At 57.6% G+C, this 25,423-nt stretch carries 25 protein-coding genes and 1 pseudogene; 10 read left to right on the forward strand and 16 right to left on the reverse strand.

Annotated features, from left to right (window positions below; genetic code table 11):
* The first annotated feature begins 4 nt into the window (after positions 1 to 4).
* The 3 genes from J2744_RS13030 (at position 5) to gdhB (ending at position 4,444) form a co-directional block, all read left to right on the forward strand.
* Positions 5 to 2,887: a bacterio-opsin activator domain-containing protein gene (locus tag J2744_RS13030; RefSeq protein ID WP_144927961.1), complete on the forward strand. Its 2,883-nt coding sequence runs from the start codon at positions 5 to 7 to the stop codon at positions 2,885 to 2,887.
* 109 nt (positions 2,888 to 2,996) lie between these two features.
* A complete protein-coding gene (locus J2744_RS13035) occupies positions 2,997 to 3,140 on the forward strand; it encodes a rubrerythrin-like domain-containing protein (protein WP_137691468.1) in 144 nt (47 codons plus the stop codon).
* Positions 3,141 to 3,142: 2 nt separating this feature from the next.
* On the forward strand, positions 3,143 to 4,444 hold the full coding sequence (gene gdhB, locus J2744_RS13040) for a glutamate dehydrogenase GdhB (protein WP_095638111.1): 1,302 nt from the start codon (positions 3,143 to 3,145) through the stop codon (positions 4,442 to 4,444).
* 739 nt (positions 4,445 to 5,183) lie between these two features.
* Here gdhB and J2744_RS13045 read toward each other — a convergent pair.
* On the reverse strand, positions 5,184 to 6,158 hold the full coding sequence (locus tag J2744_RS13045) for a deoxyhypusine synthase (RefSeq protein WP_095638113.1): 975 nt from the start codon (positions 6,156 to 6,158) through the stop codon (positions 5,184 to 5,186).
* A 91-nt stretch (positions 6,159 to 6,249) separates the two neighbouring features.
* Between J2744_RS13045 and J2744_RS15560 the strand changes: the two are divergent.
* Positions 6,250 to 6,987 (forward strand): annotated as a pseudogene (locus J2744_RS15560) (uroporphyrinogen-III synthase).
* 39 nt (positions 6,988 to 7,026) lie between these two features.
* Here J2744_RS15560 and J2744_RS13055 read toward each other — a convergent pair.
* The gene (locus J2744_RS13055; RefSeq protein WP_095638114.1) at positions 7,027 to 8,193 is read right to left on the reverse strand and encodes an MFS transporter; all 1,167 of its coding nucleotides are present in this window, start codon (positions 8,191 to 8,193) and stop codon (positions 7,027 to 7,029) included.
* Between the two features lie 457 nt (positions 8,194 to 8,650).
* Positions 8,651 to 9,421, reverse strand: coding sequence for a glucose 1-dehydrogenase (locus J2744_RS13060; RefSeq protein ID WP_144927955.1), 771 nt, complete (start codon positions 9,419 to 9,421; stop codon positions 8,651 to 8,653).
* A gap of 161 nt (positions 9,422 to 9,582) precedes the next feature.
* On the opposite strand from J2744_RS13060, the gene J2744_RS13065 reads away from it, so the two are divergent.
* The 3 genes from J2744_RS13065 (at position 9,583) to J2744_RS13075 (ending at position 10,704) form a co-directional block, all read left to right on the forward strand.
* Positions 9,583 to 9,816: a hypothetical protein gene (locus tag J2744_RS13065; protein ID WP_095638115.1), complete on the forward strand. Its 234-nt coding sequence runs from the start codon at positions 9,583 to 9,585 to the stop codon at positions 9,814 to 9,816.
* Between the two features lie 155 nt (positions 9,817 to 9,971).
* Positions 9,972 to 10,253, forward strand: a complete 282-nt coding sequence (locus J2744_RS13070; RefSeq protein WP_095638116.1) for a helix-turn-helix transcriptional regulator — start codon at positions 9,972 to 9,974, stop codon at positions 10,251 to 10,253.
* A 106-nt stretch (positions 10,254 to 10,359) separates the two neighbouring features.
* On the forward strand, positions 10,360 to 10,704 hold the full coding sequence (locus J2744_RS13075; RefSeq protein ID WP_233139251.1) for a plastocyanin/azurin family copper-binding protein: 345 nt from the start codon (positions 10,360 to 10,362) through the stop codon (positions 10,702 to 10,704).
* Here the strand turns inward: J2744_RS13075 and J2744_RS13080 are convergent.
* A complete protein-coding gene (locus tag J2744_RS13080) occupies positions 10,661 to 11,845 on the reverse strand; it encodes a tellurite resistance/C4-dicarboxylate transporter family protein (protein WP_095638118.1) in 1,185 nt (394 codons plus the stop codon). The genes J2744_RS13075 and J2744_RS13080 overlap by 44 nt on opposite strands.
* A 165-nt stretch (positions 11,846 to 12,010) precedes the next feature.
* Here J2744_RS13080 and J2744_RS13085 point away from each other — a divergent pair, with 165 nt between their 5' ends.
* Positions 12,011 to 12,376 carry a group I truncated hemoglobin gene (locus J2744_RS13085; RefSeq protein WP_186313448.1) on the forward strand — a complete coding sequence of 122 codons (366 nt, stop codon included), beginning with the start codon at positions 12,011 to 12,013 and terminating at the stop codon, positions 12,374 to 12,376.
* A 45-nt stretch (positions 12,377 to 12,421) separates the two neighbouring features.
* Here the strand turns inward: J2744_RS13085 and J2744_RS13090 are convergent, their stop codons facing one another.
* Both J2744_RS13090 and J2744_RS13095 read right to left on the reverse strand, forming a co-directional pair.
* Positions 12,422 to 12,808 carry a CGCGG family putative rSAM-modified RiPP protein gene (locus J2744_RS13090; protein WP_233139242.1) on the reverse strand — a complete coding sequence of 129 codons (387 nt, stop codon included), beginning with the start codon at positions 12,806 to 12,808 and terminating at the stop codon, positions 12,422 to 12,424.
* Between the two features lie 95 nt (positions 12,809 to 12,903).
* On the reverse strand, positions 12,904 to 13,575 hold the full coding sequence (locus tag J2744_RS13095) for a helix-turn-helix domain-containing protein (RefSeq protein WP_144927952.1): 672 nt from the start codon (positions 13,573 to 13,575) through the stop codon (positions 12,904 to 12,906).
* Between the two features lie 544 nt (positions 13,576 to 14,119).
* Between J2744_RS13095 and J2744_RS13100 the strand changes: the two genes are divergently transcribed.
* Entirely contained in the window at positions 14,120 to 15,337 is a 1,218-nt protein-coding gene (locus J2744_RS13100; RefSeq protein WP_144049585.1) for a hypothetical protein, read from the forward strand.
* 70 nt (positions 15,338 to 15,407) lie between these two features.
* On the opposite strand, the gene J2744_RS13105 is transcribed toward J2744_RS13100, so the two are convergent.
* Positions 15,408 to 16,637 (reverse strand): RNA-guided endonuclease InsQ/TnpB family protein, encoded by a 1,230-nt coding sequence (locus J2744_RS13105; RefSeq protein WP_144927947.1) that lies wholly within the window; start codon positions 16,635 to 16,637, stop codon positions 15,408 to 15,410.
* 9 nt (positions 16,638 to 16,646) lie between these two features.
* Positions 16,647 to 16,787, reverse strand: a complete 141-nt coding sequence (locus J2744_RS13110) for a DUF2080 family transposase-associated protein (RefSeq protein WP_144049586.1) — start codon at positions 16,785 to 16,787, stop codon at positions 16,647 to 16,649.
* Between the two features lie 604 nt (positions 16,788 to 17,391).
* Here J2744_RS13110 and J2744_RS13115 point away from each other — a divergent pair.
* Positions 17,392 to 17,544, forward strand: a complete 153-nt coding sequence (locus J2744_RS13115) for a DUF7837 family putative zinc-binding protein (RefSeq protein WP_186313447.1) — start codon at positions 17,392 to 17,394, stop codon at positions 17,542 to 17,544.
* A 305-nt stretch (positions 17,545 to 17,849) separates the two neighbouring features.
* Here the strand turns inward: J2744_RS13115 and J2744_RS13120 are convergent, their stop codons facing one another.
* The 8 genes from J2744_RS13120 to J2744_RS13155 all read right to left on the reverse strand — a co-directional run bounded on the left by J2744_RS13120 (position 17,850) and on the right by J2744_RS13155 (position 25,298).
* Complete coding sequence (locus J2744_RS13120) at positions 17,850 to 18,155, reverse strand: cupin domain-containing protein (protein ID WP_095638124.1); 306 nt, start codon at positions 18,153 to 18,155, stop codon at positions 17,850 to 17,852.
* On the reverse strand, positions 18,152 to 18,532 hold the full coding sequence (locus J2744_RS13125; RefSeq protein WP_095638125.1) for a cupin domain-containing protein: 381 nt from the start codon (positions 18,530 to 18,532) through the stop codon (positions 18,152 to 18,154). The genes J2744_RS13120 and J2744_RS13125 overlap by 4 nt, the downstream gene beginning before the upstream one ends.
* A 15-nt stretch (positions 18,533 to 18,547) precedes the next feature.
* Positions 18,548 to 19,822: an IS4 family transposase gene (locus J2744_RS13130; RefSeq protein ID WP_128904735.1), complete on the reverse strand. Its 1,275-nt coding sequence runs from the start codon at positions 19,820 to 19,822 to the stop codon at positions 18,548 to 18,550.
* A gap of 308 nt (positions 19,823 to 20,130) precedes the next feature.
* A complete protein-coding gene (locus J2744_RS13135; protein ID WP_144927944.1) occupies positions 20,131 to 21,969 on the reverse strand; it encodes a multicopper oxidase family protein in 1,839 nt (612 codons plus the stop codon).
* A gap of 210 nt (positions 21,970 to 22,179) precedes the next feature.
* The gene (gene nirK, locus J2744_RS13140) at positions 22,180 to 23,250 is read right to left on the reverse strand and encodes a copper-containing nitrite reductase (RefSeq protein WP_186313446.1); all 1,071 of its coding nucleotides are present in this window, start codon (positions 23,248 to 23,250) and stop codon (positions 22,180 to 22,182) included.
* A 655-nt stretch (positions 23,251 to 23,905) separates the two neighbouring features.
* The gene (locus J2744_RS13145) at positions 23,906 to 24,385 is read right to left on the reverse strand and encodes a redoxin domain-containing protein (protein ID WP_095638127.1); all 480 of its coding nucleotides are present in this window, start codon (positions 24,383 to 24,385) and stop codon (positions 23,906 to 23,908) included.
* Between the two features lie 125 nt (positions 24,386 to 24,510).
* Positions 24,511 to 24,744 carry a DUF2249 domain-containing protein gene (locus tag J2744_RS13150; protein WP_095638128.1) on the reverse strand — a complete coding sequence of 78 codons (234 nt, stop codon included), beginning with the start codon at positions 24,742 to 24,744 and terminating at the stop codon, positions 24,511 to 24,513.
* A gap of 71 nt (positions 24,745 to 24,815) precedes the next feature.
* Positions 24,816 to 25,298: a metal-dependent transcriptional regulator gene (locus J2744_RS13155; protein WP_095638129.1), complete on the reverse strand. Its 483-nt coding sequence runs from the start codon at positions 25,296 to 25,298 to the stop codon at positions 24,816 to 24,818.
* Positions 25,299 to 25,423 lie beyond the last annotated feature (125 nt).

Here is a 25,423-nt window from a genome sequence, read left to right on the forward strand (position 1 = left end):
AATAATGGTCGCTTCTCAATTAGTCCTCAATTCGTCGACGGTACTACTCGTCGGAACAAATAACTGGCTCACGCAATTCGCTGTTACGCTTGAGACACGGACTGACGCGACTGTACATACAGTTGGAACCAAGGCGGAAGCGAGTGATATAGTCCGAAATCGGACCATTGACTGTCTCATCACCGGAGACACGCTCGAAGGGGCAACAGGGCTGGAACTCCTCAAGGAGATCCGCACCGAAACCACGACGCTCCCGGTCGTACTTTGTACCGCCGCTGGGAGCGAAGCTATTGCCAGCGACGCTATCAAGGCTGGTGTCACGGATTACATCGTGCTCACGGAGCCGGTAGAAGAGATGACCGACGAACTCATCGAACGAACCGAGCGTGCCGTCCGATCCGCACGGCGGACAGCCACGCGATGGGACCGGGCCAGACAGTTCGACGCCATATTCAACGATTCGCGGACCGCGACGTGGGTGCTCGATCCTGCTGGCTCACTTGCGCGTGTGAACAAGACAGCACGGGAAATGAGCGATGTGGATGTTGAAACGATCGTCGGTGAACCGTTCTGGACGCTTCCGTGGTGGGCAAAGACCGGTACGAAGAGCACGGACGTACAACAAATCGTGGAGAACGCGTTCGATGGGAGATTCGGCAACGCGGTCGTCACACAGCCGCCACACGTCGAGGATCCACGCGTCATCGATCTCTCCGTGCGTCCAGTCGAGAACGAGCGTGGAGATCTCGTTTCAATCGTCGTTGAGGGCGTAGACATCACCGAGCGCGTCGATCTCGAACGCGACCTCCGACAATCAGAGGAGCTCCACCGCGTCACGCTCAACAACATGACCGATACCGTCCTCATCACGAACGAGGCCGGCGAGTACACCTATGTTTGTCCCAACGTCCACTTCATCTTCGGCTACACGGCCGACGAGATTCACGAGCAAGGGACGATCGACAACCTCCTCGGTACGGACCTCTTCGACTGTGAGGAGCTCACAGAAGACGGCGTGCTTAAGAACATCGAGACGACCGCGACGGACAAAGCGGGTCGTGAGCACACGCTTCTGATCAACGTTCGCGAGGTCTCGATTCAAGACGGGACGCTTCTCTTCAGCTGTCGGGATATCACGAAACGTAAGCAACGCGAGGAGGCGCTTGCGACCCTCCAAGAGACCGCCCGTGATTTTCTGTACGCCGAAACGCATCAGGAAATCGCCCAGCATGTCGTCGACGACACACCTGTCGTCCTCGATCTGGATGCAAGTGCGTTCTATCTCTTTGATGCTGATGCCAACGAGCTTCGACCCACAGCGCACTCGGCGACGATGAAAGAACTCAACGGTCCGCTCCCCACCGTACACGCCGACGGCGAAACACTTCCGGGTTACAGTTTCGTCGAGGACGAAGCGCTGTTTTTTGACGATGTTCATGAGGCAGACCGGCTCGAAAACCGGGTGACTGACCTCCGCAGTACAGCCTACATTCCACTCGGTAACCACGGCGTGTTCGTCGCTGGCTCGGACCGAGTCGGCGTCTTCGACGACGTAACCCGGGAACTGGCTGATCTTCTCGCTGCAACCGCCGAGGCAGCCCTTGACCGCGTCACACGCGAGTCCCGACTTCGAAAGCAAGATCGCACACTACAGGAACAAAACGAACAGCTGACCGAGCTGAATCGGATCAACGAGACAATCCGGGAGATCGATCAAGCTCTCGTGCAAGCGGAAACACGGGAGGAAATCGACCATACTGTCTGTGAGCTGTTGACCGGCGAGAACCGATTCCAATTCGCCTGGATCGGGACGATTGACCGGATAACTGACTCCGTCGAACCACGGGCTTGGGCAGGCAGCGAACAGGGATATCTGGATAGCCAAGCATTCGCTATCGACGCATCAGCTGGGGAGCCAGCCGGGCAAACCGCGGCCACTGGCGACGTGACGATAGTGACGAACGTCGCCGCTGGTCTCCGCGACGAGCCGTGGCGGAAGGCCGCACTGGCTCGTGACTACCTCTCTGTATTGAGCATCCCTCTCGTGTACAACGACCTTACGCACGGCGTGTTGACTGTCTACGCACCGACCCAGGACGCGTTCGACGACACGACGAAGGCTGTCCTCGCTGAACTCGGCGAAACTATCGCGTCTGCGCTCAGTGCTATTGAACGAAAGAATGCACTGCTCACGACATCGGTGACGCGGGTCGAATTCGGCATCGATGATCCTGCGTTTATCCTTTCACGGCTCGCTCGAGACGCAGCGTGTACACTCTCGTATCGAGGTGGAGTCCAACAATCCACAGAGGGAAGTTACGTGTTTGTGACTGTCGACGACGGAGCAGTAACTGACGTTGTAGACGCCGCCTCGCAGTTGGTCGGGATTGACGACGTACAACAGATTAGTACGGATGGTGAGGGGAGTGTGCTCCGGTTGCGGCTTACCCAACCGTTTCTCGCTCTCGAGCTGGCCGATCATGGTGCTGTCTTCCACGAGGCAACCGCCGACCCGACATCCACAAGCCTCGTCATCGATATTCCGGACAGTATCGATGTCCGGACCATCACCCAACTCGTCCGAGAGACGTTCTCCACCGTCGAACTCCGTTCGAAGCAGACGCTGGATCAGTCCATGGAACGCGACTTGTACTCGAAGTTCCTCGAGAAACTGACCTCACGGCAACTCGAGGTGATCCAGACGGCATACTACAGCGGGTTCTTCGAGTCACCACGCGAGAACACAGGCGAAGATGTTGCGGAGACACTCGGAATCTCCCCTCCAGCATTTTATAAACACTCTCGGACTGTCCAGCGCAAACTGTTCGAAACGCTCTTCGAGGAGCACAATATCTCAATTTCGGGAATCGAAGAGTTCAATAACTAACTCCAAATTTCAGAGGGTGTTTGGTGGTTAACAGCTGAATATTCCCTTATACACTTATTACACGTACATAGAGTGCCCTATATTACCGGCTGGCACTCGTGAACCCACTATGATAGATGTCGACCCTGAATCAGACGAAAAAACCCCGTACGAGTGCTTCGAGTGTGGCAGCATCATCATCGCAGAAGACAGCCCAGGCCAATGTCCCGACTGTGGCGGCCCGATGCGAAACCGGCGAATGTCACTTGAATAATTATGGCATCAAAATCTGAGAGCACCCACAACGGATCGGACGACGAGGCGGCAGAACCAATCGAGCCTGAGTCGGCACTCGAGACCGCCCGCCGTCAGTTGGATCATGCTGCCAGTCACTTGGATATCGACCCCAGTATCGTCGAACGGCTCAGATATCCGAAGAAAGTCCACGAAGTAACAGTCCCAGTCGAACGCGATGACGGTACGGTCGATGTGTTCACCGGCTACCGAGCTCAACACGACAGTGTCAGAGGCCCGTTTAAAGGAGGGCTCCGGTATCACCCCGAGGTGAGTAGAGACGAGTGTGTCGGACTCGGCATGTGGATGACCTGGAAGTGCGCTGTTATGGATCTCCCGTTCGGGGGTGCCAAGGGTGGCGTCGCAGTCAACCCGAAAGAGTTGAGTTCGGGAGAAAAAGAGCGACTCACTCGTCGGTTTGCCCAGGAAATTCGCGATGTTATCGGACCGAATCGCGATATTCCCGCGCCGGATATGGGTACTGATCCACAGACGATGGCGTGGCTGATGGACGCGTACTCGATGCAGGAAGGTGAAACGATACCGGGAGTCGTCACCGGGAAGCCACCAGTCATCGGGGGGAGTGAAGGTCGTGAGGAAGCGCCTGGACGGAGTGTCGCGATCATCACCAAGCAGGCCTGCGAATATTATGGGAGCGATCTCGAGGGAACAACGGTCGCAATCCAGGGCTACGGGAGTGTCGGTGCGAACGCCGCCCGGCTGCTTGATGAGTGGGGAGCAATGGTCGTCGCAATCAGTGACGTGAACGGCGCAATGTACGACCCAGACGGGATCGAGACGGCGACCGTCCCGTCACACGACGAGGAGCCTGAAGCCGTCACGAAATACGCAGACGACGTGATCTCAAACGATGAGTTGCTCACACTCGATGTTGACGTACTCATCCCTGCCGCTCTCGGAAACGTGATCACCGAAGCAAATGCGAGTGCGATCGCCGCTGACCTCGTCGTTGAAGGCGCAAACGGTCCCACCACTTCGACGGCGAGTGCGATTCTCGCAGAGCGAGACATTGCAGTTATCCCCGATATTCTCGCTAATGCTGGCGGAGTCACGGTGAGCTACTTCGAGTGGCTCCAGGATATCAATCGCCGATCGTGGTCGCTCGAACGGGTGAACGACGAACTCGAAACGGAGATGCAAGCCGCTTGGCAGGCAGTCACAGACGAATACGAGCACCGCGATGTCACGTGGCGTGATGCAGCCTATATTGTTGCGCTCTCACGGATCGCTGAATCCCACGAGGTACGGGGGCTCTGGCCGTAGGGAGATGGACTATCGCCCACTCAGACGGATCCGACAGCCAACTACCCCGTTTGAACGGGGACTGTTTGGACTGTATCAACTCGTTAGCCCCGGGACTATCCTCATCACTATCTGCTTTATCGGATACGTCGTCATCGGCTTCAGTTTATCTTACGTCGGAATCTATGAACCAACGTACTCCGTTATGGGTTTCACTGATCCATTTTTCACGAGTTTGTCATTTCTAACAGGGCTCTTCATCAGTACGATGTCGGGGACGCTTGTGGCGCTCACGCTCTTGCTTAGTCCCAACGATTCGAAGGCTGATCTCGTTGTCGTGGTGAGTTTCATCGCTCTTGGATTTGGGGCCGCTACCATGCGAGTCACATTCGGAGCCGTCCAAGCATATTTCACTGAGATAGTAAGTAATCTTCTATAAAAACAATAAATAGTTTGAAATACGGAAGAAATTGGTTACTTGAATTGAGGCGCTAAGGCCCCTTCCTCAACGAGCAAGTGGAGCGAGCGAGTAGGGAAGGATTCAGCGCCGCACAAGTATCAAACACGTTAGACGCTCGGCCTACAGGCGCACCACCACCTTATTATATTGTTCTCAAGAACTGCTCAAGTGGATCCAGACACAGGGGCTTGCTACCGATGGCCGGTCGGTTCACTGTACAGGATACTGGTAAGTCCCATCCGTCTCGTGACTGATCACGCAACAAGCCGGCTGCGTGGTTCATGTTCGGGTGTATCATCTCTACTCGCTGAAAGCACCCGCCACGAGCAGTGGGAAGACGAGCGTCGCCTCTGCTTCGACCTGCGTATAATTTGTCCGGTCATCATCTTTGATCTTCCCCCACGATACTGCCTCGTTCGGGGGTGCGCCAGAGAGTGACCCATCCCCTTCCATACCGGTCGAGATATAGACGACGTAATCGGCCCCACCGCGGAACAAGTTCGTCATAATCGCGTGGTGTTTCGGCACGCCACCTCCAACTGCGATCAGACCCGTCGTATCGGCGAGCATTCCGTCCTCAATGAGCGAGTCGTAATCGTCGAGAATCTCGATTCCGACCTCCGAATCGTACCCCTGTCGGTAATAGTAGAGAAAATTCCCAACCTCGGAATCCGTCAGTGCCGGACAGTAGACGGGAACATCATTGTCCGCTGCTTGTTTCAGAACCGAATCCTGATCGTCGAGTGTCTCCCCTAACTCTCGGGCAAACGATGTCGGCGTCCGAACCTTTTCCTCAGCGAAGAACTCCTCGAAGAAGTCGTATAGGTACTCCTCCAACCAAACGTAACGGTTGGAAGGGACGAACAGATTCCCAAGACGGTTGATTCCCTGTTCCCGGAGAACTGCTTCATCCGCATCCCACTCTCCCATTTTGAACGGCTTCGCCGTTTTGATAACATCCTCCGCCAGCGATCCCGCGGTCGTGATAAGCACGTCGACGTACCCTTCACGAACGAGGTAGGCGACGACTTCACGCAATCCCGACGAAATGATATTCGACGTGCATGTGAGATAGATCGTGGCATCGGCGTCTTGCATTTGCTCGGCGATGTCGATGGCCTCTGCGAGTTGCGTCGCCTGAAAGCCCGTCGTTGCATACGCTTCCAGCATCTCCTGAAAATCGAATTCGCCACGGAAGTCGTAGCCCTGCACGTCTGGCGTGGTCAACTCTTCAGCACTTCCCGGAACAACGTGGTCGTGAGACTCCTCGTCCATACCGGCAATTAGCAGGATGCCGGTTTGAATCGTTCGAGACGGGTCGCCGATTCTCGATACACACAAGTCCAGCATCAGCTAACTGTTCAATATGTCCCAGCCGACGGTGGCTGTTCTCCGACCCGACGACAGCCGTATCGTTGAGGCGGTCGAGTATCTCCAGTCACTCGATGTATCCCCGATTCCAGACCCAATGCTGGCAATCACACCGACCGGTCAGGTTCCCCCAACATGCGGACTACTGTATCTTCACAAGCGAGACCGGTGTCGATCTAGCTGCGACAGCGGGATGGAAACAACGAGGCACCACTGTTTGTGCTGTCGGAGATCAGACTGCAACCGCATTATGCAATCGGGGCTATTCAGTCGATATCGTTCCATCGACGTTCACATCCACAGGACTCGTCGACGAGTTATCTACTGAAGTCGAGGGCCAAACCGTTGAACTTGCTCGGAGTGCACACGGCAGCGAAGTACTTGTTGAAGGACTGGAAGCAGCTGGTGGAATTGTCAGCGAAACAGCCTTATATCGCCTGAAACGACCGGAGACTGCGGGACAGTCGGTTTCACTTGCGGTAGACGGTAAGCTGGACGGTATACTGTTCACCTCGCCAAAGACGATAGAGCACTTCGTTCAAATTGCGACTGAACGTGACGCTGTCGCTGCACTCCAACGCGAGCTAGAGGAGACGATTGTTGGAGCGATAGGAGCACAACAAAACGTGCTGTCGACAAGCATGGGATCGCTGTTGATGTTATGCCGGATACAGTGGGGTTCACACAGCTTGCCGAGGTCACCGTACGTCGAATTCTGGATACCCACCAATGAACACATTCCGTCTCCAATCTGTTAGCTGACTTTGAGTGTTCACTGACGTCTCACCGTAAACCACGTTACTCCGATCAAGAAGGCAGCGGCACCAGACACTAACAGGGTTTGACGATAGCCGAACAGTGCTGCAGCCCCGACACTAAGCGGCGGACCGACCGTCGTGCCGAGTCTGAGAACACTTGTCCGAATACTCATAATGCTCCCGCGGAATTCGTCCGGTGCTCGTTCGTTGAGTGCCGTATCCGTAATCGGCTCTGCAAGTCCTTGACCAAGTCCGAATAGAAGGAGTGCACCAGCAACTACGTATATAGAGTCTGCGACGGCGACGCCGACGAGTCCGATCCCGTAACTCACGAATCCGAGCGCGATCGATTGGAAGCTCGTGAGCGACCGAAGCACGCGATCACCTTGCATTGCTGTCGCTCCCATCGTAACCGCGGGTAATCCCACGAGAAGGCCGATACTCGCTGATGAGAGGTGATATTCGTTGGCGAGCAGGAATGGAACGGCGGTGAGTTGCGCGCCGTAGAGGATGACGAAAATACCGAAGATAGCGAGATAGAGCACGACGAAGGGGGTCATCGATGTGGGTCCGGTGAGGAATGCACGGATACTCGAATTCGTATTGTTCTCGTCGCGCTGTGGCTCCTCGAGCAAGGTTATGCCGGGTACAGCGACGAGCAGCGCGAGGAGAAAACACGCGAAGGGAGCCGACCAAGCGACTGTCGCCAGCGCACCGCCGAGTAACGGATAGCCAGCAGCACCCACCGCGAGAATCGCCGCGTTGGTCCCAATTAGCACTCGTCGTTGTTCACCGGAATAGAGGTCGCCGAGGAGCGTGACCGTGAGCATCGCAATCGCACTACTCGCCGCCCCTTGGATGGCTCGCAGGACCAAGATCAGGGTGAAGTCGGAAATGAAGATGATACCGCCCCCACTGAGTCCGAAGACAACAAGCGCCGGGATTAGAATCGGTTTTCGACCGATGCGGTCAGTTAGCAGTCCAATCGGGAGAGTGAGAAAGATCCCGGGGAGCGTGAACGCCGACAGCAAGAGGCTGGCCTGTGCCTCCGAAATGTTCCATGCCTCCTGGACCGCTGGGAGTACAGGGCTGATGAGTGAGACACCCATGACAGCGACGAGCGTACTCGCGAAAATCACGGCTGTTGCTGGCGAGTTCCGGAGTTTCCGTATCCATTCCATTCGCTCTATTACTCTTTCGGTGAGCGCTCCCCGTAAGTCATCCGCTATGGGGGAGTGGTCGCCCTGAATCAGAACCGGAGGACGTTCACGGTGAGCCAATTATGTTCACAAGCCCAAAGACGCAGATTATTACAAACGGTGTAGGTGAAAGCCACGTGGTTTGACATCCAAGCAATTCACCACGGAGTGTGACTACACTGGGCATCGGACGTCCGGGAAGAAATTATCACCATGACTGAGCTCCTTGAGGAGACGTACGTTGCGGCGCTGCAGCGTGATTTCGTAGATGTTTCCCCGGAGGCATGCTCGTAGGTGTGGTTCGACGACCACCCTGCTGGTTTAGAACAACAACCGACGAAAACTACCCCTCAGTTAGCCCTCCGCCGGATCTCCTCGACGAGTTCAAACAGTTGCACGACGGACAGTACCGACTCTCGTGACCGGCTGGATCCGTCACTCACCGCTGCGTCTGGCCACCATCGACGGGAAGCGCGTGCCCAGTGACGAACGAAGCGTCGTCCGAGCAGAGCCACACGATCACGCTCGCCACTTCGGCGGGATCGGCCGGTCGACCCATCGGCACGCCGGCGGTGACTTCATCCTGCTCCTCGGGAGACATCGACTGGAGGGCACGTGTGTTAACGATTGTCGGACAGACTGCATTAACTCTGATACCGTCTGCGGCGAATTCGAGCGTGACCGACCGCGTGAGCCCGACAACGCCGTGTTTGCTCGCGCTGTAGGGCGTCCGACCGGGACTGCCCCGTATCCCGGCGTGTGAGGCAGTGTTGACGATAGCCCCGCCACCGGAGTCCAGAAGAGCCGGTATCTCATGTTTCAGCCCGAGCCACACGCCTTTCTGGGAGATGCTGGTGACGCGGTCCCAATCCTGCTCGGAGATGTCGGTTACTGGCGCGGGATCGGCTCCGGTGGCGACGTTGTTCACTGCGAAATCGAGGCGGCCATACTCTTCAAGCGCACGCTCAATCATCGCCTTGACCTCAGTGGAGTCGCTGACATCAGTGCGGACGAACGTTGCGTTCCCGCCGTCGTTTTCGATGCGGCTGACTGTCTCTCCGCCAGCCTCGTCGTCGATATCCACGACAACGACATCGGCTCCCTCGTCGGCGAATCGCTCCGCAGTCGCTCTGCCGATCCCCGACCCCGCACCCGCTACCAACGCGACACCGTCACTAAAGTTCCGCGAAATGCTGCTGAAAGACACCATTTATAACCTTCGCCGGAGCGTCCGATACCCGTGAAATCCGCCACCGTGTACCGAAATTACAGAGTCGTGAAATCTAGTGAGAACACTGGAAAACCGGTGTGGAGGTGGGGGTCTGGCGATGATCCCAATGTCCTACTATCTGCGTTTCATAGGTACTGGCAATGGCGAATTCGCGGCGGCCCATCGCACCAGCTGAAGAAAATGTCCTCAATCATCTTGAGGCATATCTCGAAGAACTGGGCGATACCAACCCGCTTACGCGTGAGATAGCTATCACATACCTCGAAGATCACGGAATCAAGCCTGCCGACGGACGCGATATAATCAAACAGCTACTCCTGAAGGGGTATCTGTATGAGGTTGGTGACGAAATTCGGATTCCACCACGCTCGTGACGAGTTGGTACGTCTGTTGTCTATCAGACTCTTCTCTCTCTCTTATCGCTAGTTCACGCCTGTACCAAACACAACAGATCTTCCCCAGATGGTTCGTTACTTCCGATATACCAGAAATCGATAGTATTTCATGAATATAACTCGAGACGCGAACGATGTACGATCTCACTGGCTTTCAGCGCGATCTCCTGTATGTTATTGCCGGGCTTGAGGACCCACACGGGCTCGCAATCAAAGACGAACTCGAAGACTACTACGAAAAAGAGATCCATCACGGGCGGCTGTATCCAAATCTCGACACACTTGTCGAGAAGGGGCTGGTCGAAAAAAGTCAGCGTGATCGACGAACTAACGAGTATACCACCACTCGTCGAGGAACTCGAGAGATCGAGGCCCGAGTAGAGTGGGAAAACCAGTACATCGATCACGCAAACTGACACCCCATCCGTCTTTAGTTAATACTATCAGTAATACTCGGTAGCCGTGGTTTTCGCCCAAATACGGCCTAGCCACACCAGCTACGGCAATAGAAGGGCGTTTGTGATGGTTACTTATCGCTCGATCTCGCCAGTACTGGTGTCTCATCTGTATCTTCTCCCGCCTCTAATACTGACAAGCATACTTTTGAGAATTGTATCACTCTCAAGCTTAACTAAAGACGAATGGTCTGGCACCTATACGTACGTCTGTACACCGCATGAGGTGGTCGGCATGAAGGGTGCCATTCACGTAGAGTTATCTTCTCTCCGCCCTGATGACGAGGTCTTAGCCTTACTATTTCCAGCCGGCGAAAACGCTACGAGACCATCGGGTGACCGCTCTCTTCTACCCGAGATAGCGTCCGTCACACGGACTCCCGAGCCGGTTCCTCCGTCGGATCGATGCTGAAAAACACCCGTCCGAGTGCCCGTGCCATTCCGACAAGCGTCAGCGCCCACACCACCAGCGCAAACCAACTCCAGTACACAGGCACGACGGAAAGCAGTCCGAAGGTTCCAATCCCGGCGAGATTCAGCGTACACGCCGTGTACATCCCCATCGGGAACACCCGCCCCCACGCAGTCGGCGAGTACGTGTGAACCCCCCTACCGAATCCGAGCCGCAACCACGGGGCCACAATCACCCAAATTGGCGGTCGGCCGTCGACCCCATCGGTGAGGAACTTCCAGACGTCAATCGCGAGCAGCAGGGGGATCCACCAAGAGGCGATCGCCCACGCGAGGAACGTTACGCCGACTATCACTGGTGCATACGGTTCCCAGCCTTGAAACGCCACCAGCCCCGGGCCGAGCGTCGTCCCCGCGAGCGTCGTGATCGCCGCCGCGCCCATCGTGATCCAATACGGGCCGGTCCAATCGTCCGGGCGGATGGGGCCATCGAGGAGTCGATAGCTGACGACAGTAACGACGACGAAGTAGAGGACATACCCAGAGCCGAAGTAGCTCATGCTCAACAGGACGACTACGTTTCCGTACCCTGCCAGCGGTTCAGCAAGCAACCCGCCGAGGACTGCGAGCGACTGCATGCAGACGATCACGAGCAAGAAGGCGCCGTCGATCCGCTCGCTCACACCCGCCTTTCCCGTGCCGATGATCTCGGTTACAAACAGGTAGTACAGCAGCAGTGGCGTGGCGACGACGGTCACGCCCCACATCGCGGCCGCCACCGCGACAATATCGAAGAACAGCAGAAACTGAACCCCGATGGTATTCGTGGCAACAATGAAGGTCAGCGTGCCCCAGTGTCGGTCTCGGTTCCGTAGATCGGCGAGCGTGCGTTTGGGAAAGGCCGCAGCTCGAACTGCGAACAGCGCAAGCAACAACGCGTAACAGGCGACGTTGAACACCGCTAGCGGCCGCGCGATAATTGTGATACCCAGCTCGAAGAAGGAAATTGAGACGATCCCAGTCGACATGACGAATCCGAAGTATGCCGGGTCGAGTATCTTGAGAGCGCTACCGAGAGAGGCAGCGAGTGTCTCCCTGTTAACAGAGGTAGACCGGTCGTCGATTCCGGATGAATTGGTCATTTCAGTCGCTCAAAGTGGGGGTCGATCCCACCGTATTGTCGGATTTTGGCCGGGCGGATGGTAAATGGGTACCGTTACGAGATCACACCTAACCACATCCCGGAAGACATTCACCGAACATGTTCTTTCGGAGCAGTCTTATTCTTGAGATATTAAGTGACAGTAGTGGCGAAAACGCAAACAATCTACGCAAGGATCGGCGGAAATGAAGCTGTCGAATCTGTCGTGGCCGATTTTTATGATCGTGTCTTCTCAGATTCACTTCTTCAGCCGTATTTCGAAGATATCGACCGTGATGCGCTGTACGCTCACCAAGTACAATTCATAAGTGCCGTAGCAGGCGGCCCGGTATCATACGACGGCGCCGATATGCAGGCTGCTCACGAGGGAATGGGAATCACCGGGGAAGCCTTCGGTCGCGTTGCGACATACCTCGCCGAAGCGCTCAGAGAGAACGGTGTCACCGAGGACGACGTCGACGCGATCCTCGATGAAGTCGGTGCGCTCAAGCCGGATGTCGTGGCCCAGTAAACGCATGTAAGTCGAGAGGTCTTTCTGAGGAGCTTTTTTCACAACTCACTGCTGGACGCGATACACGTAGCCGCCACAACCGCACTGATCGACGACGCTGGTCTCTGCGTCCGGGTAGTGGTCGTGGATCGGCGCCTCAAGGTACTCCTCGGGAGTGCCGTGGTTCGGATGCGTGACGAGGTTGACGTGGTAGTCAGGTTCCGTCTGATTGATCGCCGCAAGGGCGTGCTCGATTAGCGTCTCTCGATCGTCAGCGTACCGTTCCTGTTCGAGGTTTGCGGACCACGACGCATCATGCTCCTCATCGAGAAATGAGGGTGCCAACTCGTTGGTTTCGGAGGCAGCCGTGGTACGTTCGCGGTCTGATTGCTGGTTCCGTGTGGACATGAGAATATGTATGAGACGGACACGCCTCCATGTCTGTGCGAACATGTTCGCTACGTTCCGCTTTGCGGAGAGCCAGGTCGGGGGTCACGGGTGCAATCCCGACGACCTCCCATTCGTCACGAATCGTTGAGACCGACGCTCTACGTATCGGTGTCTGTGCCGGGATCGAATTCGAGCGGATTTCGAGGGAGATCGTCGACGAACTCCCGGACGATCGTTCGTTCCACGCGTTGGAGTGTCTCGCTGCACGTGGATTTCGCGATCCCGACGTGTTCGGCGACCTCTGTCAACGTACAGGTGCGTGGCACGTCGTAGTAACCGCGTTCGACCGCCTCGAACAACAGCTCTCGCTGCCGCTCGGTGAGCGATTCAGCCGGGTTCAGCCGCTGTTGAACGTACTCGACATCGAACTCCGCACCGACGCCTCGAAGCATCTTCCCGAAGTCGGCGATGCGCTCGTGGGCGCCGGTGACGTCGATTCGGGCCACTCCGTTCTCGATCTCAACGGGCATCTCGATCGGGATGCCGGCCTGCCGTGCAGCCGCCATCAACAGCGGTGCATGTGCCTCGACTTGGACGGTGGCAACCCCGTCACTCAACGCCATTACCGAGACTTCCTCGATCGTGTCGTGGACCGTTATCGCGTCCAGAATTTCATCAATATCGTCAGCGGTGATCTTCACGAGCGCGAACCCCGCACCGTCTCCGGGGGTCGCACTGAGTACCTGAATCCGTGCTTCCGGGAAGTCCCGAGAGACCTCACCGACCCACGGTCCGTCTGGGAGATCAACGTTGAGTCGAGCCTGTGCCATATTCACCATTCGCTGTCACCGGGGAAATGGATTCGTCTTCGTACCCCGATCTCAGTGGATATCGGTTCGTCAGATCGGAGGCGAACGGAGACTCTCACGTGGATTTGGAGATGAGTGCCGCTTCGTATCCCACGGAGTGAGAGTCATCCTATCCCTTTTCGGTCTTTCTGCGAGAATATGAGAACACACCGGAATATCGATTACCATGACAAATACAAAATCAGATATAGCAGTCACATTCAATCCACAAGAATGGGTCGACGGACCGTACCACCTAGACGATGGGGCAGACAAACAACTGACTCCCGCCAAAAATCGGGAACCAGTAACGTTCGAAATACCCTGGGAGGACGGAACTGACGAGGAGGGAACTGTGTTCCCGGACGAATCGTACGAGGCGAATCAGTTACAATCGCACCCTGCTGCTCCGGAGTGGGTCCGAAATTGGGATGGGCCATACTACGTTCGGACAAAATCGGTTGCCGACGAGTAACGGGCAATTGACAGAACAGATCAAGTACCTCGAGAATAGCAGAAGTGAACCATGGCCGCTGAAATCTCACGCTGGTCGCGTCGATACGTTCTCATCGGGGTGATCGCACTCTGTTGTTGGCAGGTTGCCACTGTTGCTGGCCTCCCGCGACGCACGACGGTGGCGTTGGGCGTGTTCGGGTTCGTGTTCCACGTCATCTTCGGCAAATCCTACGCCCTCGTGCCGGCGTACTTCGACGCTGATCTCGTCTTCGAACACGCCCCGATGGTCCAGTTTCCCTTCATCGTTATGGGGACTGCGTGTTTCGCGCTCGACCCGCTTCTCGTTCGTCGCTTCCGTGTCGACCTCGGCGTTCTCGGCGGTGTGCTCTGGGCGGTCGGCGTCGCCGTGTTCGTCGGATCAATCGTACTGACGATCGCCGGACCACTCCGACGCGGGACGACTGGAACCGGGGATCACAACGCCGACCGACGGCCGCTCGACCGATTCGCGAATCGCTTCGTCCCGATCGTTCTCCTGTATCTCCTCGCCGGTAGCTACGAGAACGTCGCCGGACAGGCCAGCGAACTCCCGCCGCTGATCGGCGTCCAGGCTGCCGCAACGCATCTCTTGGCCGCCGGGGCTGCGACGTTGCTCGTGGTCACGCTCGGCTTTCGACTGCTTCCGCGGTTCCTCGGCGCACATCCGACCCGATCGTCGGCCGCCCTTGTCCTACCCGTTGCCGCGACTGCCCCCGGGATCATCGCCGGCGGGTTCGTCGACGAACGATTGCTCCCACTCGGTGCCGCTCTGATGGTGATCGCGATGGTCGGCTTCGCGCTCGTCGTCTTCGGAATGTGGTTCCAGTCCGACAAACGCCGAATCGGATTGTACGCCCTTCTCCCAAGCGCGACGTTCGGCGTCATCGGCGTCCTTTTCGGCGGTCTCTTCGCAGTCGGCGGAACGTCTCCGGCGTTGATCGAGACCCACCTCCGAGTCAACCTGCTCGGCTTTCTCGGCCTGATGATCGTCGGAACATCGTTTCAGTTCTATCCGCCGCGGCTGGGCGCGTTTCCCGGGTCGTCGAACCGTTCCGCGAGCGTAGCGATCGCTGCGCTCGCTTGCGGACTCGGGATTGAGATCCTCGGTGCCGCTGTGATCGCCGTCTTCAATTCCTCGACGGCGTCTCTTTCGACACAAGCGATCACTCTCGGCCGTTGGCTCACGCTCTTTGGTGCGTTCGGGTACGCGTACCTCATCGCGAGTGTGTTCAGGGCACGATCGACATGATCTTCTCGGTCAACTCGGCCGTATCAAATCGTCTTATCTAAACGGGGTACTTCTAGTGAACTACCCCACCCTACTCGCTCACGGCTGACGCCGTTCGCTCCTTGAGGGTGGGGCTTCCTGTTTCAACGACGCACTTTGCAGATACCGAGGTATCCACAGGGAGCGCAGTCTCCACAGGCGTTGATTCGGAGCGTCCCGCTCCTAACCGCTTCCTGATACCGCGAGAAAGAATGTTCCACGCCGCGTTCGCGTCCCTATCCGCTTCAAACCCACACGCCGGGCACGAGTGTTCCCGGATCCACAACGGCTTCTCGGTTGAAACGCCGCAGGACGCGCACTCTTTCGTCGTCCCTCTCGGGTTCACAGCGACGAAGTGTGTCCCTTCGCGTTTACACTTGTACTCCAGCATCCGCAGGAACGTCCCCCACGCTGCACCTGCGCGGTTCCGAGAGTTGCCCGGTAGCTCGACCAACCCCTTTGCGTCCAAATCCTCTACGGCCACGAGGTCGTATTCGCGGGCATAGTAGTTCGAGAGTTTGTGAAGAAAGTCGCGGCGCTTGTTCTTCAACTCGGCGTAGCGTTCGGCCACAACTCGGCGCTGTTTCTCCCAATTCGCAGACCGGTGCTGTTTCCGCGAGAGGTTGCGTTGGGCGCGTTCCAACCGCTCCCGCTCGGCGGACAGGTCGAGAGATTCGACGGCGGTTCCGTCCGTGTCGTGGGCGTACTTGAGAATCCCCACGTCGATGCCAACGCACTTCTCGGGATTCTCCGGCTTCTCCGGTGGGTTGTTTGGGGTTTCGACACCGAGGATGGCGTACCACTTACCGGTCGGTTCGCGTTTGACGGTGACGGTCTTGATTTCGGCGTCGTCGGGGAGGTCGCGGTGGAAGGTGATGGGGATTTCTCCGAGCTTCGAGAGCCACAGTCGGGTCCGACCGCTCGTGTTCTTGAGCTTGAAGCCGGATTGACTGTAGGTGAAACTGCGGTACTCACCCGGTACTTTCCACTTGAGCGTCCCAACGCGGTAGCCGTTCTCTTTCCGGCCCTGGAGTGTCGAGAGGTTGTCGTACAACCGCTGAACGACCTTCTGTAGCACCTTCGAGTGAACGGTTTTTAGGTCGCTCCACCACTTCTTGAGACTCGGCAGGAGTTTCTGTTCAGAGTACGACGAGGTGTCGTCGTTCCGATTCAGGCGGTGGAGGAAGTGGTTGTAGACCTGTCTACAGGTATCGACAGTCCACGCTAACTGTTCTTCGAGGGCGTCGGACGGTCGAAGTCGATACCTGTAGTTGTAGTTCATCGGGTGGTGCTACTCGTCGGGGTCGGTAGTTCTGACGACTTTCACGTCCGCGCCACGCCATCGTTTCGGGACAAGGACGTGAGCGCCGTTGCCGGTGGCTTTGGCCGTCCCGTCGATGACTTCGTGGCCTTCGATTTCGTGTTTATCCATCGCCTGTGTTTACACTTAATTTCAACATAAATGTGGCGGTGGCCCTGTGGTCCGAGCGTCGAACGTGTCTGAGAATCGTGCGGCGCTGTATCCCCTCCCTACTCGCTCCCTCCGGTCGCTCGTTGAGGAAGGGGCCTTAGCGGCTCAATTCAGGTAAACTAGGATCAAACGGAGGTACGTCACGTTTGTCCATTCACGTCACTGGTGGAAACGGTTTCGAGAAGAGTCTCGCAGCCACGCAAATTCTCCTGATTGACGACATTAACCGATGTATCCCAACCGCGGTAGTCTACTCAAATCTGGAGGCGCTCTATTTCATCCGACCCACATGTGGGACACTCATCTGCCCCCGATGAAAGATTCTCACCGCACTGGCGGCTCTCCACGACTACCTCAGTCTTGTCACCGAGTAGTAGCCGTGTAAGTACTGTGCGGACACTCATGGGATCCAGAGTTCTGGTGGTTGTGAGTTAATCCTACTGGTGATCTGTATTCCCTAGAAATTCGGTGCGTTCGACCCGAGTAGCCGCCAAAGGCTTACGTTCAAGGCCGATTGACAATTGTTTGGAAGGAATACTGTCACACGCCTCTTCCATCCCTTTCCATGACCGCTGACGAATCATCTCTCGGTCATTGCCCGGAATGTGGTGAGGACATCTCGGAGGCGTGGATTCTTGTTGAATATGAGAAGGACGACGGCACCAAGGGCGTGTGGGCCGAGTGTCCAGTGTGTGAAGATGTTGTAGCACCGGAGTAGTCGCAGACAGCGGAATAAAGTGTTCTTCGTCGCGCCTCTAGTATAAGTTCGAAAAGTGGAGATTTCAGCGGAAGTTAGGTGTCTCTGCTCGGGGAAAGTTCCATAGCATCACGGATCAGATGTAGTTGAGATACTGGAGCAAGCGTTCTGCCTTGGCGATCTAGAGGCAGACGCGACGCATTTTCCCTCTGAGACCAAGGTTGCAGTCTTCAGCGACCGGTAGTTCCTTACCATAGTGCGTCTGAAGACCGAGGTTTCACCAGAGGTAGTCTTCCGTGTACAGAGGCAGTACCACTCTCCTCTGGCTACTCGTCTGACCGAGACGCCAAGACGATTAGTGCAGTGCTATCCTCGACGGCATGGGGAGCGATCTCTTGGTCCCCGTCGAAGCAAGCCACGTCGCCTGCCGACAGCTCATGTGTCTCGCCGTCGAGTTCCAACTCGATCGCCCCCTCGATGAGATGGAACACGATTTTGCGGTCGGGATGCGAGTGAGGAGCGACTTCGCCGCCCGCGTCGAGAGTGAGTCTGATCGTCTTCGGTTCAGCGTCGGGGAAGACGTTGGCGTGGGGCTGTCCGTCCAGTTCGTTGAGGGTGTGTATCGTCGTCATGTATCGGTCGGATCGAATTCGTCGGTTCGGAGTCCTCGGCGGACCGGTTCGTGTTCGGCGTCGGTCGGCGGTGGAGCGGTGACGAGCAGCGCTTCGAGCCGCGAGTCGTCGTCGGCCTTGACACCGCGGTCGGTGTCCGCTCCGACGGTCACGACATCTCCTGGTTCGACGCGGTGTTCCGCATCCCCGTCGCGGATGAGCCCGGTGCCGGAACGGACATCGATCACCACGTCACTTGATGGAGCGTGAACCGGGATAAACTGTCCCGGTTCGAAATAGCCGCAGACGACTTTCATCTGTTCGCTCCGAAATACTTCGACTGTCGAGAACTTCTCGTCGTCGTACGTCCGTTCCGCGTCGAAGTCAACGGCCGTCATACCATTCGTCTTCAGTTAAGACTCACACCTCGGACGTGTAGCGGTAGCGAGCGTCTCTTGTAAGATCGGTCGCTGCCTGTGGATCTTTTGAGCGTCTTCGATCAGTCGTTCAAGCAGCGGCGGTGGTGAGTAGCCGAGGTACTCACCCAGTTTGTGGAGGAAAAGCTGGGCGTGCGACCGGAAGGTCGCCGCCCAGCGCTCTGTCGGAAACACGAGCTCATCATCCGCCTGTTCAGTGACCAGATCCAATAAATCGCGGCTTACAAGCAGCGACAGCAGTGCTGCGTATAGTAAGATCTTCACCACGTGTTCGTCGCTCGTGTCGAACTCATCCAAGTTGTACTGCGTCTTCAGCTCACGGAACAACAACTCAACTTCCCACCGACATCGGTAGATCTGCGCTAAATCAGCCGGAAAAAACTCCTTCCTCGTCAAATTCGTCATATACAGATGGTAGTCGTCGGCGTCCTCGTTGCGGACGCCGACGACGCGGAACCTCTTCGTATCCAACGACTGCGTCCCGTTGTACGGTCCTCGTTTGAACTCCACTTCGACCTCTACATCGATGTACCTCCGGTCAAGATCGTCGAGAACAGCTCGGAGCTGCTTGCCCTCCAAGGGAATGGCGCGGCCGCGCCATTCCCGTAATTCTGCCGTAATCACCGGGTTCGCGTTCTTCTTCAACCGGCTGACGAAGTAGCCGTCGTTCTCGTCGATCAGCGCAAACCGGCGGTACTTGAAGTAGGCGAGATCGAACAGCATGAGACGGTTCTCAAGCCATGGCCCTGTCTTGAACAGGGTGCTGTCGTGTGCTTTCTCGTCAGCAGTATCAATCTGTTCGATCGTCTGCTTTGTGGCATTATGGAGCAGGTGGAGCTTCGCTCCAGCCTGCTCCTCATGGGGGGCTTCGAACTGATCTGAAAGAAACTCATGTAACCGCAACACCGTTCCATCAGCGATCATCACATCTCTGAACCGGTCGATATCAGCAGCTGTCGCGTCAGGAACAGCGACCTCGTCGAGACCGCGCTCGACGAGGTCGCGGAGGTACTCCGCAAGCGTCGGAGTCAACCGCTGATAGAACCCACTCGGTGAGATCGTCTCATCGGCAGTCGAGTTGTAACAGCGTCTAAACCCGGCGAGTGTTCGGCTTTCGCCTGCGGCGAAGCCGAACACGAATGTCCAGACGAAGGCAGGAATCTGAAGCTTTCGGTCACGTTCGACCACGCCGAGTTCCTCGGCGTGCTGTTTGAGGAACTCAGAGGGAAACAGTGTAGTGAGCCGACGCATAATTCGAGATGAGGAGTCCTTGTCGTGCACAGACTGGACTTCCTCATTCCTTCCGAAAGATGTCCCGATAAACCACCGCAGTTACGCGGTTTCTTGCTTAACTGAAGACGGATGGCCGTCATACCGGATCACCCGTTCGGCAGGCGCCGCGGTCGTTTGTCCGGACCGCCGCTCGGGCGCCGGCGATGGACGATTTGCCCGCTCGATGGTTTTTAGGTTGGCCTAAATTCATGCGACTCAACCTGCGGCACGGAGCGGTAATAGGGTTGGGACGAACATGTTCCCGTCAGAACGCCCCCCGTCGACGACTACTCGCTTCCACCCTCGTCATCGGGCGATCGAACCTTGAACGGTCGCATCATGTCGTGGTCCTCGTGTTCGATCATGTGACAATGCCACATGTAATCGCCTGTCTGATCGGAGAACAGCCCCTTGAACTCCCCGAAGTGTGCGATCACGTGTACCACATTACCTGGGTCGACGGTGACCACGTCGTTCCACCCGAGTTCGTACGACTCGGGGGCATCGAGCGCGTCCAGATCGATGTCGTCTTCGGCGGGATCGTAATCAGCAGCCGACTGCCGTCCCAACACCTGGAAGTGAACGAGGTGGAGGTGTATCGGGTGGGACATCCCCGTGAAGTTGGCGAGACTCCAGATCTCGGTGTCCCCAAGCGTCGGGGTCTCGGTGACCGGGTCCGTGAGTTCGTACCCGATCTTTTCGTTGCGAGTCCCGAGTGCGTAGAGGGGCCGATCGTACTCGTCCGTTTGTCGGGCGAGCGTGAGGAAGCGTTCGGTGTCGACGGATTCGATCGGAATCTCGGGGACCTGCGTCAGTTCGTCTGGGAGTTGCGTTGGCTCCTGCTCGCTCTCCGCGGCTGCCACGTCGATAAGCATGACCTCCGGGAGGGGTTCGGAGTCCTCCGGCCCGATTCCGCTCGTCCCGCGATACTTCGCCGGGGCGTTATTATGCAGGAGCAGGGTCTCGCCCGCGTACTCGCTGAAGTCGACGACGACATCCGCGCGCTGACTCGATCCGAGTTCGAGACGGTCAGCGGTCTCGACCGGTTTCGAGAGGAGCCCGCCGTCGTTCCCGATCTGGACGAACGGCGGCCCCGCCTCACCCGTGTCGCCCGATTCATCGTCGTATTCGAGCAGCTTGAGGTTGTAGTATCGGCTGTTGGCCCCGTTGAGCAGGCGGAACCGATACTGTTCGGGATCGACGGACAGTCGGGGCCACGCCTTCCCGTTGACCGTCGACGTGTCACCGTAGAACTGCGGAACGATGCTTGGGTCGGGATGTGAATCGTTTTCATCCTCTTCTGTCGCTGGGACGTCCGTCGGGTAGTATAACGAGCCGTCCTCGTTGAAACTCCGGTCCTGCAACACGAGTGGGATTTCGTTGTCGCCCGTCGGAAGATCGAGCTCTCGTTCGTGGTCGTTCCGGATCAGATAGAACCCCGCGAGGCCGGCGTAGACATTCAGTCGCGTGATGCCGAGCGAATGATCGTGGTACCACAGTGTTGCGGGCGGCTGGTCGTTCGCGTAGTAGTAGTCCTTCTTCTCGAAGTCGGGGCCCGTCCGCTCGAAGTTGCGGGTGAACCACGCCTGCGGTTTCCCGTCGCTCTCGTGTTCGACATTGCCACCGTGGAGGTGCGGGACGACGCGGGCACCCGGCTCGTCGTACGGGATGATATCGCCGTGGATCGTCGGATCCTCCGGGAGCAGGTGTTCGTCCGGGAGGTGATTCTGCCACCGAACGTAAATCGGTTCGCCCTGTTCGGCTTCGATCGTCGGGCCGGGAAACTGCCCGCCGTAGCCCCACAGGGTCGTCGGCGGAAGGTCGCGGTGGAGCTTCTGTTCGATCTCGGCCATCTCCACCTCGTAATGAGGCTGGCCATCTTTCGTTCCGCTCGGTTCGATAACACCCGGACGAGGTATTTCGTCGACCCACCGTTCGAGATCCGGTGAGGAATGGGTCCCGTCGGACACTCCTTCGGCGTCTTCTGAGTCGCCCGCAGCTACCGGAGCGCCGATACTTTTCGCGGAACAGCCCGCGAACGCCGCGGTACCGGTGATACCCACGGCCGCGAGAAATCGCCGCCGTGCAACATCACTCTGGGATCGTCCAGTCTCGTCACCAACCATGTACGCGCTAGCCAGTTCATGTAAATAGGGGACCGGACAAACCCTGTTTAATGGGAATTAGTCCGAACATGTTCGCCGACAAAGACGGGATGTCAGAGCCGAAACTCCTCTGTTGACAACTGAGCCCACGAATATCCTCTTCATTCGACCGTCCTGAATCAAGACATCGGACAAGCTTCTTGGAAACAAAACCCAACGAATTATCCGAACCTACTCGTCGGATCCGGGATCGTACACGTCCGGATTCGGCTCCCCCTCGACGTCGACGACCGCGAGTGCGCCGCGGCGTCCGGCCCGTGAGAGCGCGTGGTCGACGATCTTGATCGGGCCCGGGACCGCGAGTTCCATCTCTCCGACGGTCGCCGTGCCGGGCGCGACCGGCGTGGTCTCGACGTATCGCGCTGGCGGGGAGACGAGGTCGCCGTCGCGGTACAGCCGCGACCAGACGTTGCCGATCGGGTGCCACGAGCTGGACTGGTTCGGGCCGCCGTTCACAAAGAACACGCGAACGGTCTCGCCCACCTCGGCGCCGATCGGTCCGAGCCGATCCTCGGTGAAGCCGTGGTGTTCGCCGTTGAACACGACGTACGTCGGATCTTCGGCGAGCATCGCACCGTGATCGAAGGCGTGGTGGCCCTTCTCGCCGAGGTCGCCTTTGGTGTACAGCTCGTGCTGACCGAGGTAGAGCTCGCGGTCCACCGCGGGCAGTCCCGCCTCTGGCTCGACGAGGATCGCGCCGAACATCCCGGAGCTGACGTGGTGGTCCATCGCCGGCACCGCGCAGTGGTAGGTGAACAGGCCGGGGAACTCGGCGCGGAAGCTCAGTTCCGCCGCGTCGTCACCGGGCACCAGCGTCGTGTCGACGGCCCCGCCACCAGGGCCGTACACGGCGTGGAAGTCGACGTTGTGGATGTCGCTGTTGTCGTCGGCCGGGACCTCGAACCGGAGGTTGACGGTGTCGCCCCGCCGGACGCGGATCATCGGCCCGGGAACCTGTCCCTCGAAGGTCATGTACTTGAACGTGACTCCGGGCTCAACCTCCGCGACAAGCTCCTTTGTTCGAAGAGTGACGTCGTGTTCGCGCGGCTCGTCCCAGTTCACAGGCGCCGGGACGTCGGTCGGATCGGCCGCGATCCGGTCGACGTGGACGTCACGTACAGGGTCCAGTTCGGGGACGACTTCTTCGTTCGGGTCCTCCGGTGGGGGCGTTTCCGCGTTCACCGGCGCGCCGATACAGCCGGCCACCGCGCCGACCGCTCCGATCCCGAGCGCTGCAACCATCTTCCGCCTGCTGAGGTCTTGTGACATGATGCTTCCCATCTCAACAGAGGCATCGTAGTGACATATATAATATATACTGTTCCCCAATATCGGGGTTGAAACGGCCATCTACCACCATATACGGGGTTTTAAATACTTAATAAGTATGTCGAGTACGGAATCGGACGGAAGTGAATTTCGAGCCGCGGTCCATGAACACACCCGGGCCACACGAAGATGAGTGTATCACGGCTGCTCGCACTTATCATCAAAATGACTCTCTGGAACGAGATTAAACAATCGTGCGACAGCGCGGGCGGTTGCTTGCTTGTTTTGAGTACGTCCGTTCAGTGGTGACTCGAAGTTCGAAATTAGCCGCCAAGCGAGAGTACCCCCGAGCAGCCGGACGGTTTGCCGTTGTTCGTCGGTGAGGCCACCCTGCGTCTCGAGTTTGGAGAGCGCCTCTCCGACCTGACGGCGTTCGATCCGTGCCGTATGATGTTGTAACCGTCTCCGGACGCAGCGGACGTCGATCCCAGTATCAGATACGTTGTCGCGACGATTTCGCCGTCGTTCCGTGTTATGCCGTTCAGAGGTCATAGTCGAATGTAGAGTAGCCTTGGAAGGAGAATTACGCGATCATGAGCAAGGATCTGTCTGTCGTAGTGGAATCGCTCTACTCGGTTGCCGTCTTCACGGCCTCGAGCAGCTCCTCGTAATCCGGCTCATTTGTTGGATCGTCTGCGACCCAGCGATACGTCACCGTTCCCGTCTCATCAACTACGAACACCGCTCGGTTCGCGATTCCGTACAGTCCGAGCTCTTCGATATCGATCTCAAGGCCGTACTGCTGGATCACATCACCGCTCATGTCGCTAACGAGATCGAACTCGATTCCGTGTTCATCACGGAAAGCACCCTGAGAGAACGGTGAATCGGCGCTCACGCCGAAGACCGTCGCTCCGACCTCTTGGAATGACTCGAGATTGTCTTGAAGCGCGACCATCTCGTTCGTACACGGTGGCGTGAACGCGCCTGGGAAAAACGCGAGCACGATCGGTCCGTCACCCAGGTGGTCTTCCAATTCGAACGTCTCGTGATCGCTCGTTCCGTGCGTCGCGGTGAACAGCGGTGCAGTATCTGAATGCTCAACCATCAGGATATATTTCTTGTTGTCCAAAGGATAAGCTTTACACGAACATGTTCGAGGGGAATCGAATTCACGTGGGTACCGGTCCTGAAGCGGTCATACTGGGAATCGACAGATCCCTCGGAATCAGGTCACTCGTGTCGAATCTCGATATACCACACGTCGGACCCGTCAGACATCGTTTCATACTGGAACCCGCGTTCTTCGAGGACCTGATACAACGGCTCCGGCTCGAAGCTGTTGATCAACAGTAGCGTCTCGTCGTCGGAGAGCGCTTCGAGCTCGGCCATGATGTCGCCGAACGGTTCGCCGTCGATCTCTCGGACATCCAGGCGACGATCGATCTCGTTTCGCTCAGTGGCCATATCCGTTCAAGTATCGACGGGGAGGTGCGTGTTCCCCCGAACGTATTCGGGGACGCGACCGTCCGCGGCGGTTAATGCTCGGTTCCCGCGAACGGGCATCGGTCGGCTCCGTTCGGCGGGGTCGCGGAACACGCGTTTGCCGTACCATCGACGAGCGCTCGCAGGCGTTCGATCGCCTCGTCCAGAAGGACGTATCCGATACGGTAGCCCGCTTCGAGGGACATATCGAACCCCGTTCGACGGCGGAAGAACGTCCGGACGGCACACTGGCACGCTTCGAGTTCCAGCGTGACCTCCCTCCCCCGATCGGTGAGTTCGACCCCGGCTTGCTTCTCGTATCGGAGGAGTCCGGAAGCGGCAAATCGATCGAACATCTCCGTCACGCTCGACGGCGAGACGTCGAGGCGATCGCTCACCTCACCGGTCCGAACTCGAGCGTCGCGACCTGTTCCGATCCGCCTGATCGCGACGAGGTACAGCCCGCCGTTGCGATCGACGCAGGCGGTGGGCCGCACGCAGCCGCAGACGTCCGCCTGTGCGTGGTCGATAGCCATTATCGTACGTCCGACGTGCACCGGACATGAGGGTACCTCCGAATATGTTCGGCGGAAACGACGCAGGGTCCGAAGCTGGACCGGAGGTATGGATCGACCACGCCTCACGACGCTGCTGACCTGGT

Source organism: Halorubrum trapanicum (assembly GCF_017873555.1).
Taxonomy (GTDB): domain Archaea; phylum Halobacteriota; class Halobacteria; order Halobacteriales; family Haloferacaceae; genus Halorubrum; species Halorubrum trapanicum.